Source organism: Pseudomonas sp. LBUM1664 (assembly GCF_059695895.1).
In genome coordinates, this window is record NZ_CP166791.1 from 6,321,697 (window position 1) to 6,336,726 (window position 15,030).

The following is a 15,030-nucleotide window of genomic DNA, read 5'->3' on the forward strand; positions in this document are numbered from 1 at the left end:
CCAGCCCCGCAGTGCTCAACGGCCTGAGAACAATCAATGCGCAATCATCTGAAATTAGTGTTAGCGGCCCCGTTATTGCTGTTGGCGCTGAGCGCCTTTGCCCAAAGCTCATTACTGGCGAACTGCACCCGTAGCGCAAATCTGTTGGCTTGCGTGGATGGCCAAGGCAACGCGTACAGCGTGGCGACGAGCGGAAACACCCTTTACCTGCGTGGTTTTGAAGCACCCAGTCACCGCTATTGGGCGCAAACAAGCAGCCGTTATGGTCAGCTCACGTTTTTTACAGGCCTGGCTTCGGATGGTGAAAGTTGGGTTGGATACAGCCGCCGTGTTGGTTGGACGACAATCAATCGCTTCTCCAGCTCGGGCGGTAGCACCGGAAAATTTGTATGCGGACGCATGAACGGTTGCCAAGATTCGCCATACTGATGTTTCACGTGGAACGCTGAGATGAGGGAAATGAAACTCTGTTCATGAAAAAGATTGCTTCGACTTTATTGTTATACTGTAACATTAAATCGAACCCACGATGGACCTTGACCATGAATGCGTTAACGCTGCCAGATGTTGCTGCGCAGGCCTCACGCCAAGCTTTACCTCTCGATTGGGTAGGCATGTGTGGCATCGCGACACCGGTGTTGATCGACGGCCAGCGCCTCAGCGCGATTGCCGACGCAGGTGTCAGCCTCGACGACAGTGAAGCTCGCGGCATTCACATGTCACGCTTATACCTGGCGTTGGATATGCTCGAACACGAGCCCCTATCCCCCTCGCTGTTGCGCCGCATTCTGCAGCAGTTTCTTGAGAGTCATGAAGGTCTGTCCCAAGCGGCCTCTCTAAATATTCACACTGATCTATTGCTCAAGCGCCCGGCGCTGGTCAGTCCATTGGCCGGTTGGAAGCGTTATCCAGTGAGCATCGAAGCTCACCTTAAAAACACAATGTTCCACGTGGAACTGACCATTCAGATCCCCTACGCCTCCACTTGCCCGTGCTCGGCGGCGCTCGCCCGGCAGCTAATTCAGCAGCAATTCGTAGACGATTTCGCCAACAAAAGGCTCGAGCATGCAGAGGTCCTAGCGTGGTTGGGCTCTTCAAACGGCATCGTCGCCACCCCTCATAGTCAACGCAGCACGGCCACTCTGAACCTGCGATTGGGCGCCGAGATTGACGAGTTGCCGCTGCTGTCTCTCATCAACGAAGCCGAAGCAGCTCTCGGCACTGCTGTGCAAACCGCAGTCAAACGGGCCGATGAACAGGCCTTCGCACTCGCCAACGGCCAAAACCTGATGTTCTGCGAAGACGCCGCTCGGCGATTAAACACAGCTTTGAGACGGTCACCCGACATCGTCTCCCTCGATGTACGGGTCGTTCACGCCGAAAGCCTGCATGCCCATGACGCCGTGGCCCTGAGCCGCTGGAATCGGGAGGCCTCATGATCCGCTGCCAAACCTTGCGCTGGGGCGCTCCCGGGCAACCTCTCACGCCGCCACTGGATATGGAACGGCCAGAGGGTAGCCTTACGGCGATCATCGGCGCCAACGGCTCGGGTAAAAGCAGCCTGCTGAAAGTGCTCGCGGGACTGCAAAAACCTCTATTGGGCAAAGTCATGCTGGACGTTCCACGTCGCGGCGGTGTCTCGTTCCTGCCACAGCAGCAACATCTGGATCGGCAATTCCCCATCAGCCTGCAAGAGTTGGTGGCAGCTGGCTTCTGGGGTAACCGGCACACGCCAGCCATGCGAAGCCAACGACTCAAAACCGTGCTGGACGACTGGGCCCTGGGTGGCCTCGAATATCGCCCATTGATGGCACTGTCGGGAGGCGAGTTACAACGCGCCCTGCTCGCTCGCCTGAGCCTGGCCGAAGCGCCGCTATTGTTGCTTGATGAACCCCACGCCGCCCTCGACGAACAGGGCCAGGCGCTGCTGTGGAAACACATTCACGGCTGGCATGCCGAAGGCAGAACCCTGGTGGTGGTTTGTCACGACCTGGCAGCGGTTCGCCAGCATGTTCCCAACACACTGCTGATCAGCCACGCCGGGTGCGTGCTGGGGCGCAGTGTCGACTTGATTGCCCAACAACCTCGCATGCAGGTGGCCTGATGCTCGTGGCCACCCAGCTCTGGCAACCCTTCCAAGAATTCGTCTTCATGCGCCGGGCCTTGCTTGGCGGCCTGGTGTTGGCATGCAGCACGGCACCGTTGGGGGTGTTTCTGATTCTGCGACGCATGAGCCTGATCGGCGACGCCGTGGCTCACGGCATCCTGCCCGGCGCGGCCCTGGGTTTCTGGTTCGCCGGCCTGAGCCTGCCAGCCCTGACGGTAGGTGGCCTCGGCGCGGGCCTGGGCATGGCTGGGCTGGCCGCCTGGATTACCCGCCGCACCGGCCTACGGGAAGATGCCAGCCTCGCGGCGATTTATCCCATTTCCTTGGCGGCCGGCATATTGATCCTCGGCATCGCCGGTAAACGCCTCGACCTGCTTCATCTGTTGTTCGGCTCCGCACTGGCGGTAGACGGCCCAACACTTACCGGCATGCTCTGGGTGTCGGGGGCCAGCCTGATCGCGATGGCGCTGATTTATCGGCCCCTGTTGCTCGACACCCTGGACCCGCTGTTCCTGCAAACCGTCAGTCGTCTGGGCCCATTGGCCCACGGCGTGTTTCTGACCCTGGTGGTGTTGAACCTGGTGATCGGCTTCCAAGCCATCGGCGCGCTGATGGTCGTTGGCCTGATGATGCTGCCGGCTGCCGCTTCGCGATTCTGGAGCCGCCGCCTGCCGGTCCTGATGGTCGTCGCGGCACTGCTCGGTTGCCTCTCGGTTTGGCTTGGCCTGTTGTTGTCCTTCTATTTCTCGCTGCCCAGCGGGCCGGCCATCGTGCTGGTGGCGGGCGCGCTGTATCTGCTGTCCGTGGTGTTCGGTCCGGTGCACGGTTTGCTGCGCCGCCCGCCTTTGCTCACATCCCAATGAGGTGTTTCCCGATGCGCGCTCTACTCGTGCTGTTCAGTCTGATGCTGTCCATGTCCTTGTCCGCCGCCGAAAAGCTTCAGGTGGTGACCAGCTTCAGCATCCTCGCCGACATGACCCAACAGGTCGGCGGCGAGCATATCCAGATCACCAACATGGTCGGCCCGGACGCCGATGCGCACACCTACGAACCCACGCCAGACGACGCCAAGGCGCTGCTTCGCGCAAAACTGATCATCAAGAATGGGCTGGGCTTCGAGCCGTGGCTGGATCGCCTGGTCACCAGTACCGAAACCACCGCCCCGGTGATCAGTGCCAGTCGCGGTGTGATCCCACGTTCGCTGGATGAAGATGGCGAGACCATCCCCGACCCGCACGCCTGGCATAACCTGGCGAATGCCGAGCTGTATGTCAGCAACATCACCAAGGCGCTGGAAGCCGCCGACCCGGCGAACAAGGCCGACTACGAACGCAACAGCCAGGCGTATCTGAAAAAAATCTACGCGCTGCTCGCCGAAGCCAAGACCAAGTTCGGTGCGTTGCCACCGGGCAACCGCAAGATCGTGACGTCCCACGACGCATTCGGTTACCTGGGCCAGGCCTACGGCATTGACTTCATAGCGCCCCAGGGCTTATCTACCGAACGTGAACCTTCGGCCGCAGAAGTCGCGGCATTGATTACCCAGATCCGTCAGGCGAAAGTCAAAGCGGTGTTCATGGAAAACATCAAGGACGCGCGCCTGCTCAAGCAGATAGCCGACGAAAGCGGCGCCCACATCGGTGGCACGCTGTACTCCGACGCCCTCGCTGCCAGCGGGCCGGCCAGCACTTTCACCGGCCTGTTCGAATACAACCTCAACACCTTGTACGAGGCGCTGAGCCGACCTTGATTAATGGTTGAGCAATGGTGGTGGCCCTGAATGCTTCAGTGGGGCTGCTGCGCAGCCCAGCGGGAGCCTGTTAAGCCCTCGGCTTGACCGTCCCGCAATCCTGCCCCAGCCACACAGCCCGGGTGTCGAGGCTGCCATTCTGCTGGATACCGGTGGCATTGAAGGTGCCGTTGACCTTGGTAGTGAACTCACGATCACTCTGGAACGTCGCGACACCATTGCCTTGGGCTTTCGGACAGCTGAAGCGAAACTTCCACTGGTTGCCAGTGCGCTCGGTGACCTGCTGCTTGCAGCCCGATTGCGGGTCTTGCAGCGGAATTTCATTGGTCTGCACCTGCGCCTGGGTGAGGCAGACCCGAATACCTTTGCCGCCCATGGTAATGCCCTGCTTTTCCAGCGCCGCCCGTTGCTCCGGGGTGATCTGGTTTTGCAGCTGGCCGAGGATCAGTTGCAGGTCCGGCAGATTCTGGTTGTCGACTTTCATGTTACTTGAGGTCAGTTCCCACAAACCTGGTTGAAGCATCTGCGCCTGAGCCGCCACAGGAACTGACAAACCAACCGCCAAGGCCAAACCCAGCAGACGAACATTCATTGCAAAAACTCCAGAGAACAAGTGGCCGTTAGACGCCGCCCACAGACTTCGGTTCAGGCTCGGGTTCGGTGAATTAAATAGCGACATTCGCCATGGAACATGGTCTGTTAAGCATTGAGACTTCAGGAGCAAGTCGGCCCCATGGATTTTTTCGGACCACATGTTTTCGGTTACCTGATCGCGCTGATCCATACCTTGGGTTCCATTGCCGCCATCCACGCGGTACTGACAGTGCGCACAGCCCAAGGCTCGATTGCCTGGGCCTTGTCGCTGGTGTTCATCCCGTACCTGACGTTGATTCCTTACCTGGTTTTCGGGCGCAGCACGTTTGATGGCTACATCAAGGCGCGTCGGCAAGCCAACGAAGAAATGCGCAAGGCGATCTCCGAGCTGAACTGGCGGCCATGGGTCGAAGAAGCCTTGGCGGCCCGCGCATCCCAGGCCTACGCCTCGTTACGGGCCATGCCTAAACTGGGGCGCACGCCGTGCCTGGCGAACAATCAGGTGAAGTTGCTCGTCAATGGTCACGCCACATTCGAGGCGATTTTCCAGGCCATCGATAGCGCCCGGGAAGCCGTGCTGATTCAATCTTTCATCATCCACGACGACCGCCTCGGCCAACGCCTGCAAACACTGCTCTTGAAAAAAGCCGCCGAAGGCGTGGCGGTGTATCTGCTCTATGACCGCATCGGCAGCCATTCCCTGCCCGGCCGCTATGTCCAGACGTTGCGCGACGGCGGTGTCCAGGTAAAAGCCTTCGCCACCCGCAGCGGCTGGCTCAACCGGTTCCAGGTCAACTTCCGAAACCATCGCAAGATCATCGCGGTAGACGGCGTCCTGGGATTCGTCGGCGGACACAACGTGGGCGATGAATACATGGGCGAAAAGCCGCCCCTGGCACCGTGGCGTGATACCCATGTCGAAGTACGCGGGCCCGTGGTGGCGAGCATGCAAGAATCGTTTGCCGAAGACTGGTTCTGGGCGGCCCGCTCATTGCCACCGTTGATCCTTCCCGATACCTACCCGGACGACGGCGTGCTTTGCCAGTTGCTGGCCAGCGGCCCGGCCGATGCCTACGAAACCTGCTCGCTTTTTTTCGTCGAAGCCATCCATGCGGCGAGCGAACGCGTCTGGATAACAACGCCCTATTTCATTCCTGACGAAGCGGTATTTGCTGCGTTGCGCCTGGCAGTGCTGCGTGGCGTGGATGTACGCATCCTGTTGCCCTCACGACCGGACCACAAGGTCGTCTACGCGGCGTCCAGCCTGTATGCGTTTGAGGCGGTGCGGGCCGGCGTGCGGGTGTTTCGTTATGAACCGGGTTTCCTGCATCAGAAAGTGGTGCTGATCGACCGGGAAATCAGTGCCATCGGCAGTGCGAATCTGGACAACCGTTCGTTCCGGTTGAATTTCGAAGTGATGCTGCTGACCGTGGACATCTCGTTCGCCACCGAGGTGGAGCAGATGCTCGATAAAGACTTCGCCCAAGCCCACGAGATCGCTAAACAGGAAAGCCGGGAGACCCACCGCCTGCAGAAAGTCGGCATGCGGATCGCCCGGCTTATTTCCCCGATACTTTAAGGCGTGTAGATGTCGTCACGGGTCCATGGCAACTCATGGCTGCCGTCTGCGTGGGCCTTCACCGCCAGGATCTGGTGCAAATTGATCCAGCCCTTGGCGAACGCATAGGCACAGCCGGCGAGGTACAGGCGCCAGATCCGCAGCGCCTGTTCCGACACTTCCTTCGACGCCGCCTCCAGGTTGTCTTCCAGGCGCTCACTCCAGTGATCCAGCGTGCGTGCGTAGTGCATGCGCAGGCTCTCCACATCGACAATCTCCAGCCCCGCTTCGCTGATCTGGGCAGAGATCATCGACAGGTGCGGCAGCTCGCCGTTGGGAAACACGTACTTCTCAATGAACTCACCCGCGCCGCGTCCGACCGGGCGGCCGTCGATGTGCTTGGCGGTAATGCCGTGGTTCATCACCAGCCCGCCCTCGCGGACCGCGCCGAACAGCGTCTTGCAGTACTGCGTCAGATTGGCGTGGCCGACGTGCTCGAACATGCCCACGCTCACCACTTTGTCGAAGCGCCCGTCCTGGGGCAGGTCTCGGTAGTCCAGCAACTGCAACTCCACCTGATGCTCCAGGCCCTCAGCCTTGACCCGCTCCCGGGCCAGGGCCAGTTGCGCCTCGCTCAGGGTGATGCCGAAAACTTTGACACCGAACTCCCGCGCCGCATAACGCGACAAGCCGCCCCATCCGCAACCCACATCCAGCAGATAATCACCGGGTTGCAGACGCAGCTTGCGGCACAGGTGACGGAATTTAGCTTGCTGGGCCTGTTCGAGGGTTTCGCTGCCGGTCTCGAAATAGGCACAGGAATAAGCCATGTCGCTATCGAGCCACAGCTGATAGAACGCGTTGGAAAGGTCGTAATGATAGGAAATTGCCTTGGCGTCGGTTTCCTTGTCGTGGACCGAGCGCACTGGCAGGTTGTCGAAATCTTCGTCCAACAGGGCCTGGCTTAATTCGTCGCAGACCCGAATGACTTCGCTGATCGAGCCTTCGAGTTCCAGTTTTCCTTCGACAAACGCCGCTCCCAGTGCATCCAGGCTGGGATGGGAAAATTGCGCGACCATTTGTGGGTCCTTGACCACGATCGTGACGCTGGGATCGGCACCCAACGTGAATTCATGGCCATCCCAGAGCCGCAGCCGAAGCGATAAGTGCAGATTCTGTAAGGCCGGTGGAAGTTGCGCGAGCATGAGATATTCCCCCCTAGTTTCAGAACATCTGAAATGAGGGTAGACCATCGTAGAAAAATAGCAGGCTATCGAATTTATAGCCTTTTTCTATCGCCTTCCAAATCCACTGTTTGAGCAGTGACTGCCTGAAGTGATCCCCTCACCCTAGCTGACTGCAGGCCCGGCTTCCAGTTCGCCAAAGTTCTCCAACGGCCTGCAATCTTTTCCTAAATCACTGCAACTCAAAGCATCTATAACTCATCCCGTTGGATCCTCACCAACGGTTCCTGAAAGCGTAGCAGACGCCCGGCATTACCCAACACCAATAACGTGCTCAAGTTATGCAGCAATGCCGCAATCATCGCTCCCGCCGCCCCGAGCCAGCCGAATGCGGCGAAGGCGACAATGGCCAGTGTCCAACCCAAGCCAATGATCACGTTTACCTGCAACGTCTGCCTGCATTGGCGACTGAGCCGCACGCAGGTACCAAGACGCCGCAGGTCACTGCCGATCAACACGATGTCTGCCGATGCGAGGGCAATGTCTGCACCGCCCGCGCCCATTGCGACACCCACCACCCCGGCCTTGAGCGCCAGGGAGTCGTTGATACCGTCTCCCACCACCATGGGGCGGAAACCGTGGTCGATTTCGGCCATGACCCGCTTGAGTTTGTCTTCCGGCAAGGCCTGGGCCTGTACATCGCCGATGCCGACGTCAAGTGCCAAGGTGTTGGCCACGCTCTGACGGTCGCCGGTCAGCAGCAACTGACGCCCCAGCCCCAGCTCGCGTAATTCAGCCATTGCAACCCGAGCTTCCGGCTTGACGCTGTCGGCCAGCAGGAGCCAGGCAAGGAACCGGCCGTCTAAGGCCAGCCCGGCAATCGGGCCATCGTGGTCAGGGACAGCTGTAGTCTTGATGCCCAACTGAGCAAACAACTCCGGTCGGCCAAGGGCCGCTTCGCCCTGCCCGGTCATCGCCACCACACCCAGGCCCTGGCGCTCGTGAATGTCCGTGAGCGGCAAACACTGTTCCTGTCCCACCAGCCCCGCCAACGCACGACTGACCGGATGGCTGCTGGCCGAACCGAGGCTGGCGGCCAATGGCAGAAAAGGTATGTGATCGTCGACGGCGCTTTCGATGGATTGCAAGCGCAGGGTGCCATACGTCAGGGTACCGGTCTTGTCGACGACCAACGATGTGAGGTCCGCCAGTTCTTCCAGGAAGGCCGAACTGCGGATCAAGATCCCATGGCGCGCCGCCACTGCAATCCCGGCAATGGCCGTCGCAGGAGCCGACAGCACCAACGCGCAAGGGCATGCTGCCACCAATACCGCCAGCATCGCCTGGGCATCGTTGGTGACGAACCAGGTCACCGCTGCCAGCAACAGCACCAACACCAGATAACTACCGGCGTAGCGTTCCAGCAACCGGGTGATGGGCGGCTTGGAGCGCTCGGCGTTTTGCATCAGGGCGATGACTTTGCCCAGCGTCGACTCATCACCGGTGCGGGTCACTTCCAGGCGCAGCAGCCCATCGAGGTTGATTGCACCGCCAAAGACCTCGGAACCCACCACGGCCTCCAGTGGCACCGATTCACCCGTGATGGGCGCGGTATCGAGACTGGCCTGGCCGGACAACACTCGGCCATCGGCCGGCACCCGGTCACCGGCGCGCACCTCCACCACATCGCCGGGTTGGAGCGTGCCGTTGTCGACCTCGATGATCGAACCATCGGCCTGAACCTTGCGACCCTGGCTGCGGGTCAGTTGGCCAAGGGCGTGGATCGCTTCCTGGGAACCGATGACGCTGCGCTCTTCCAGCACATGGCCAAAAATCATGATGATCGGCAACAGCGCAGCCGTCAGCAGATCGCCGGTGGCCCAGGCACCGAGCATCGCCAGGGCAATCAGCTGGTCGGTGATCCCGTGCAGGCTCGGATAGCGCAGGCTGTACCAGGCCGAACGCATCACCGGAACCGCCACCAGCAGCGAGGCAACGCCCAACAACAGTTGGCTGACACCGCTCTGCTCCGGCGACCAGCCGCGCCACACAAGACCCAAAGCGAGCAGACCGAGGGCGAGCATCGCCAGGGTCAGTTGTCGAGCGGCTGTGCGTTGTTCGGCGGAAGACAACATTGGCGCGGCGACGGTTTGAGCGGTCATTGTTCGGCTCCCTGAATGATCAGGCGGGAATCGTCTTTCGGATCGACCGTTGTCACCGAACCGGCCTGACGAAGAATGCTCGGCATGCGCTCGCGATAAAGGCGCAGCAGCATTTGCGGATCGGTGCCTTGGGCCTTCGCCAGGCCCAGCACCGTGGCGGTGTCGGCCGAAGCCTTGGCGAGCCGTTCGCTGGCCTGGGCATGGGCAACTTGCAGGGCGCGGTCAGCGTCCTGACGGGCGGTCTGGGTCAGTTTCTCGGCTTCGGTACGGGCGTTGGCGACGGCTTTATCGGCCTGCTGGCTGGCGGTCAGCACCGCATTGAACGCATTCACCGCCGGCCCCGGCAGGCTCGATTGCACGTCTACACGCACCACTTCGATCCCCAACCCCTGCCCTGTTGCGGCAAGCTCGGCCAGACGCCGGTTGATACCTTGCACCAGGTCGCCGCGCAAGCGTTCGCGACGTTCGGCCGCCTGGTTGTCGCTGCCGATCAGTTCGGGGCGAGCCACCAGGATTGTGTCCAGATCCCGGGCCGCAGTCAGGGCCACGGCACTGCGAGTCGCCAGTCGATCCAGCGCCGGCAGCACATGTTCACCCTGCAAAACGAAGGCGTAGGGGTCGGTGACTTTGTAGAACACCCGCACATCCAGTTGCACCACGCCTGCGTCACCGGTCAATAAATAACCAGAACCGGCGAGGGCATCGCTGACCGGCGTGGCGAAACTGACGACGCGATCCGCCTGCAAAGCCGCATCCGAGCGCAGCAGGCTTTCCACCCGTCGCTCAAGAACCCGATCCGCCGACGGCAGCAGGATCACTTGTTCCACAGGACGAGGCCAAGCCAACAAAAGACCTGCATTCTGAATTCGATCCAGCGCGCCAAAGTGCAGCACCACCGCGCGGTTTTGCGGATCGATCTGTCGAACGTTGGAAAAAAACCAGGCCAATGCCGCCAAAAGCGTGACCGCGTAAAGCGCCAGAAACGCCAAGCGCCCCGCCTGAATCCACGGGCTGGAAAACTCATTTGTTCCACGTGGAACCAAACTCATGGTTGTGGTCCACCTTTGGGTTCCACGGAGGGCGGACCGTCTACCAAGACGCGGAACGGCGCGGCGTCGGTGCGCAAAATCAGTTTCGTGCCTGGGGAAACAATGGTGCCCAAGGTGTCCAGCGAGCGCAGCAGATTGTAGAGCTGGGGCGAGCCGGCGTATGCCTTGCCATAAATCCCGGCGGCTTCCACGCGAGACTGCGCTTCTATATCGGCGGCTTTCACCGTGGCATCGGCCTGCACAATCCGCGCATCGCGTTCGGCGGCAGAACGGATCTGCGCGGCTTCACGCTTGCCGATGGCCGTGCGCTCGGTGGCGATGGTTTCGCGCTCGGCACGCATGCGATCCACTGTCGCGGTCAGCGTCACTGAAGGCAAGGTCAGGCGCTCGATGCCGACTTGCAACACGCGCACGCCATAGGTGGTGAGCAGCTGTTGATCGATCTGCTGGCGCAACTGCGCTTCGAAATCAGCGATGCGCACCTGGCTCGCGTCGGTGTTGACCAGGTTCGCCAGATCAAAACTGGCGGCCGTGGTTTCCAGCGCCGAACCGACGAAGGTGCGGATCTGCCGCGCTGCTTCGTCCGGTTGGTTCTGCACCGCGCGCATGAAACGCTGCACATTGTCCGGGTCACCCTGCACCTGCCACGCCACGTACGCCTGAACAATGATCCGCAAACCGTCACGGGTACCAACGTCCTGTAGACCGCTGGAGGTGGTGCGCAATCGCAGGTCCACCGGGATCGCCGCTTCGAACGGAGCCGGCCATCGCCAGCCCAGTCCCGGTTGCAGCAGCACCCGCGCCGGGTTGCCGAAACGGGTGATCACGGTGGCCTCCCCCGAACGCACTTGCACCAGGCTGGCGGCCGCGACGGCAAACGCCACGAGCAGCGCCGCCCAGCCCATCCGCCGCCAAGGGAACGGACTGGCTTCCTGCGGATCGCCGTGATGGTGATGATGATGCCCATGGTGATGACCGGCATGGCCGTGATCGTGACCGGCATGGTCGTGGTGATCGTGTGAAGAGGACTGGCTCAATGGGCAGCTCCTGGCAGGACAGGGTTACGCGGCGACGCAGGGTCCGCCGGCAGCGTGAAGGTACGCAGGTCGATGGTCGGCGCGTTGCCGCTGCCGCCCAGACGGTGATCGAGAATCAGCAACCTGGCGCTGCCAAGGCCCTGGCTCAGTTGACTGAGGTATTGCTCCAGAACAAAGGCGTGGCCGGCCGTCGCGTAGGCTTTGCGTTCAGCGCTGAAGCGCAGGTCGGCGGCCTGTGCGGTCGCGCTGATTTCCCGGGCGGTGGCTTGGGCCTGGTCATGGGCGATGCTGGCTTGCAATTGCGCCTGGTTGGTCTGCTCCGCCGCTGCACCGCGTTCCCGGGCAATCAGTGCCTGGGCACCGATCTGCGCCGCTTGCACACCGTGATAAGCATTGGCCGCACCGGCCGGCGGGTGAATCGCTTCGACCACCGTCGCCAGAATTTCCACGCCGCTGTCGAGCGACTGCAAGTCGGCCTGCACGGCGCGGCCGATTTCATCGGCCAGGCTGACACGATCGGCGCCGAGCAAACCGTCCAGCGTGCGCGAGGCGAATTCATGCACCAGGATCCGGCTGGCAGTGCTGCGGATCAGCGTGGGCACATCGGCGCTGTTGTATGTCGCCGCCAGCGCCGCCGCGTCGGTCAGGCCGATGCGGTAGACAAAGCGCACGTCCATGTTGACGATCTGGAAGCTCTGCTGGTCGGCGCGCTGGCTGGCAATGACTTGAGACTTGTCGTTCACATGGCTGGCGTCCCATAACCGATTGGCAATCGCCGGCGCCGGCCCCTCCGCCGGCGTCACCTCTGTAGCCCCCCGGTTGTCACCGACGCTGGTGGCCAGCTCGTGCACGACGCCATTCTCGACACTCAGCACCCTGCCCAACGGCCAGGGCAACCCGACCTGCAAGCCCGGGCCGAAGACCTCCACCGGCTTACCGAAACGCTCATAGATGCCCCGCCCTTGCAGCGGCACCTCATGCACGCCGGTCAGCAGCCAGCCCACCAGCGACACCAGCGCCAACACCGGCAAAAAGGCGCGGCGCATGTAGCTGAACGCCCAGATCTGGCGCAAGTCGATGCCGAAACGGTTGTGCAATTCATGCTGCAAGGCCAGCAACGGTTGCGGCGGCCAGCGCAGCAGATCGGCGATAACACTTCGGCCCAACAGGGTCGGCTCCAGGGAATCGCGGCGCGGGCTAAATAAAGACAGCAATGCACGCAGCAACAACTCAACCGCCACCAGCCCCGGCAACGCCCCCATCAGCACCGCCAGGCGCACTGGCCAGATGGACGTTTGTGCGGCGAACAGCAAGCACAAGGCGCCGAGCACCAGCACGATGATTGCCACCCGCGTCAGCTGCGCCAGCGGCGTTGCTTCCGGCCATTCCACGGGTGATTGCTGAGCCAGTTGACGTTCGAACACCAGCAGCCCGAACGCCAGCAACAATGAAAGCACCGCGCCAACACTGGCCGACACACCCAGCTCAGCCGCAGGCAATCCCAGGTTCCAGACTTGCTCCAGACTCAGCAGCACCAGCCCTGCCCATCCGGCCAGCCATAACGTGGGCGCACCGATTTGCTTCAGCAAACCCATCCAGCGCGCCGTGATGCGCTCCAGCAACCGTTCATACCAGCCAAGGTTCTCAACAGGCTCGTTTTCATAAGCCAAGCTATCCACAGCCGGCAGCAGCGCCCTGCTGCGCCACTGCGTGACCCACCCAGCCGATTGCAAACCCGCCACCAGCACCAGTAACCCGGCACTTTGACTGACCAGCAGGGCCGGCCACAGCGATTGCGGCGAAAACAGCCCGACAAAAAACGCCAGCCCCAGCCCCAGCCCCGCCAGACTGCCCAGCGCGAATGCGATCCGCTTCAAGCGACGCCCTTGAAACATCGCCCGCTGAAAACGCGGCCACTCGGCCACCGGTGCCCCCTCGACATCAAGATCGACTTGCATACCACCCCAGCACTTGTGGCGATCAAAAACCGGGCGTGTGGACAGACACCACCGCCGATTCGTTAAGTGACGTTACCCTATAACGATTCCTGTGAAATTTCCGTTTTGAATTTTTCATGACAGGCCCCTCGCCTTCCCCTTGACTAAAGCCTTGACCGATATCTGCGGGTACGAACATATTACGTACATAATTTTTTATCAGGCCAAGAGAGGGAACAGCAATGAGCAACTACGACGTGATCATTCTGGGCGGCGGCCCCGGCGGCTATAACGCGGCGATTCGCGCCGGGCAGTTGGGGTTGAAAGCCGCCTGCGTCGAAGGACGCTCCACCCTTGGCGGCACCTGCCTGAACGTCGGCTGCATGCCCTCCAAGGCGTTGCTCCATGCCTCGGAACTGTACGAGGCGGCCATGGGGGCAGAATTCGCCATCCTGGGCATCGACGTCAAACCCACCCTCAATCTTGCGCAAATGATGAAGCAAAAGGACGAGAGCGTGGCGGGCCTGACCAAGGGCATCGAGTTTCTGTTTCGCAAGAACAAGGTCGACTGGATCAAGGGCTGGGGCCATATCGACGGGCCGGGCAAGGTGACTGTCACGGGCGAAGACGGCAGCAAGACCGAACTGAACGCCAAGGACATCGTCATCGCCACCGGTTCCGAGCCCACGCCGCTGCCGGGTGTGAACATCGACAACCAACGCATCCTGGACTCCACCGGTGCGTTGTCCCTGAGTGAAGTGCCCCGACATCTGGTGGTGATCGGCGCAGGCGTCATCGGCCTCGAACTGGGTTCGGTCTGGCGGCGTCTGGGCGCCCAAGTGACAGTGGTGGAATACCTTGATCGCATCTGCCCTGGCGTGGACGGCGAAGCCGGCAAAGCCCTGCAACGGGCTTTGGGCAAACAGGGCATCCAATTCAAGCTGAGCGCCAAAGTCACTGGCGCCGTTTCCTCGGCGAGCGGCGTGCAATTGCAGGTTGAACCCGCGGCGGGCGGCGAGGTGCAGACCTTGGACGCCGATTACGTGCTGGTTGCCATTGGCCGTCGGCCTTATACCCAAGGGCTGGGGCTTGCGAACGTCGGGCTGAGCACCGACAAACGCGGCATGCTCGCCAACAAGGGCCACCGCACCGAAGCGCCCGGTGTTTGGGTGATCGGCGACGTAACCTTCGGGCCGATGCTGGCCCACAAGGCCGAAGACGAGGCCATGGCCTGCATCGAACAGATCGTCGGCAAGGCCGGCGAGGTCAACTATGAACTGATCCCCAGCGTCATCTATACCCGCCCGGAACTGGCCAGCGTCGGCAAGACCGAGGAACAGCTCAAGGCTGAAGGCCGCGCCTACAAGGTTGGGAAATTCCCGTTCACGGCCAACAGCCGGGCGAAGATCAACCACGAGACCGAAGGGTTCGCCAAAGTATTGGCCGATGAACGTACCGACGAAATCCTCGGCGTGCACCTGGTAGGCCCAAGCGTCAGTGAGATGATCGGCGAGTACTGCGTGGCCATGGAATTCAGCGCCTCGGCCGAAGACATCGCCCTGACCTGCCATCCACACCCCACTCGCTCGGAAGCGTTGCGCCAGGCAGCGATGAATGTGGAAGGGATGGCAACGCAGATGTGAATACCTGTG

Annotated in this window: 13 protein-coding genes; 7 read left to right on the top strand and 6 right to left on the bottom strand. The window is 61.3% G+C overall.

What is annotated here, in order from left to right; genetic code table 11:
* Positions 1-36 precede the first annotated feature (36 nt).
* From ACA047_RS29275 to ACA047_RS29295, 5 genes are all read left to right on the top strand, one after another.
* Positions 37-429, top strand: a complete 393-nt coding sequence (locus ACA047_RS29275; protein WP_497355430.1) for a glutamine synthetase — start codon at positions 37-39, stop codon at positions 427-429.
* 113 nt (positions 430-542) lie between these two features.
* Positions 543-1,439: a GTP cyclohydrolase FolE2 gene (folE2, locus tag ACA047_RS29280; RefSeq protein WP_497360582.1), complete on the top strand. Its 897-nt coding sequence runs from the start codon at positions 543-545 to the stop codon at positions 1,437-1,439.
* The gene (locus ACA047_RS29285) at positions 1,436-2,104 is read left to right on the top strand and encodes a metal ABC transporter ATP-binding protein (protein ID WP_497355432.1); all 669 of its coding nucleotides are present in this window, start codon (positions 1,436-1,438) and stop codon (positions 2,102-2,104) included. Before folE2 ends, ACA047_RS29285 begins: the two co-directional genes overlap by 4 nt.
* Positions 2,104-2,970 (top strand): metal ABC transporter permease, encoded by an 867-nt coding sequence (locus tag ACA047_RS29290; protein WP_497355434.1) that lies wholly within the window; start codon positions 2,104-2,106, stop codon positions 2,968-2,970. Before ACA047_RS29285 ends, ACA047_RS29290 begins: the two co-directional genes overlap by 1 nt.
* A gap of 11 nt (positions 2,971-2,981) precedes the next feature.
* The gene (locus tag ACA047_RS29295; protein ID WP_497355436.1) at positions 2,982-3,857 is read left to right on the top strand and encodes a metal ABC transporter substrate-binding protein; all 876 of its coding nucleotides are present in this window, start codon (positions 2,982-2,984) and stop codon (positions 3,855-3,857) included.
* A 70-nt stretch (positions 3,858-3,927) separates the two neighbouring features.
* On the opposite strand, the gene ACA047_RS29300 is transcribed toward ACA047_RS29295, so the two are convergent.
* Positions 3,928-4,449 carry a DUF3617 domain-containing protein gene (locus ACA047_RS29300; protein ID WP_497355438.1) on the bottom strand — a complete coding sequence of 174 codons (522 nt, stop codon included), beginning with the start codon at positions 4,447-4,449 and terminating at the stop codon, positions 3,928-3,930.
* 141 nt (positions 4,450-4,590) lie between these two features.
* Here ACA047_RS29300 and cls point away from each other — a divergent pair, with 141 nt between their 5' ends.
* A complete protein-coding gene (gene cls, locus ACA047_RS29305) occupies positions 4,591-6,030 on the top strand; it encodes a cardiolipin synthase (RefSeq protein ID WP_497355440.1) in 1,440 nt (479 codons plus the stop codon).
* On the opposite strand, the gene cfaB is transcribed toward cls, so the two are convergent.
* From cfaB to hflK (ACA047_RS29330), 5 genes are all read right to left on the bottom strand, one after another.
* Entirely contained in the window at positions 6,027-7,214 is a 1,188-nt protein-coding gene (gene cfaB / locus ACA047_RS29310; protein WP_497355442.1) for a C17 cyclopropane fatty acid synthase CfaB, read from the bottom strand. The genes cls and cfaB overlap by 4 nt on opposite strands.
* Before the next feature lie 230 nt (positions 7,215-7,444).
* A complete protein-coding gene (locus tag ACA047_RS29315) occupies positions 7,445-9,355 on the bottom strand; it encodes a heavy metal translocating P-type ATPase (RefSeq protein ID WP_497355444.1) in 1,911 nt (636 codons plus the stop codon).
* Positions 9,352-10,404 (bottom strand): protease modulator HflK, encoded by a 1,053-nt coding sequence (hflK, locus tag ACA047_RS29320; protein ID WP_497355446.1) that lies wholly within the window; start codon positions 10,402-10,404, stop codon positions 9,352-9,354. Before hflK (ACA047_RS29320) ends, ACA047_RS29315 begins: the two co-directional genes overlap by 4 nt.
* Positions 10,401-11,441, bottom strand: coding sequence for a protease modulator HflC (hflC, locus tag ACA047_RS29325; RefSeq protein ID WP_497355448.1), 1,041 nt, complete (start codon positions 11,439-11,441; stop codon positions 10,401-10,403). Before hflC ends, hflK (ACA047_RS29320) begins: the two co-directional genes overlap by 4 nt.
* Positions 11,438-13,399, bottom strand: a complete 1,962-nt coding sequence (hflK, locus tag ACA047_RS29330; protein ID WP_497355450.1) for a protease modulator HflK — start codon at positions 13,397-13,399, stop codon at positions 11,438-11,440. The genes hflC and hflK (ACA047_RS29330) overlap by 4 nt, the downstream gene beginning before the upstream one ends.
* Before the next feature lie 221 nt (positions 13,400-13,620).
* Here hflK (ACA047_RS29330) and lpdA point away from each other — a divergent pair, with 221 nt between their 5' ends.
* On the top strand, positions 13,621-15,021 hold the full coding sequence (gene lpdA, locus ACA047_RS29335) for a dihydrolipoyl dehydrogenase (RefSeq protein ID WP_497355452.1): 1,401 nt from the start codon (positions 13,621-13,623) through the stop codon (positions 15,019-15,021).
* Positions 15,022-15,030 lie beyond the last annotated feature (9 nt).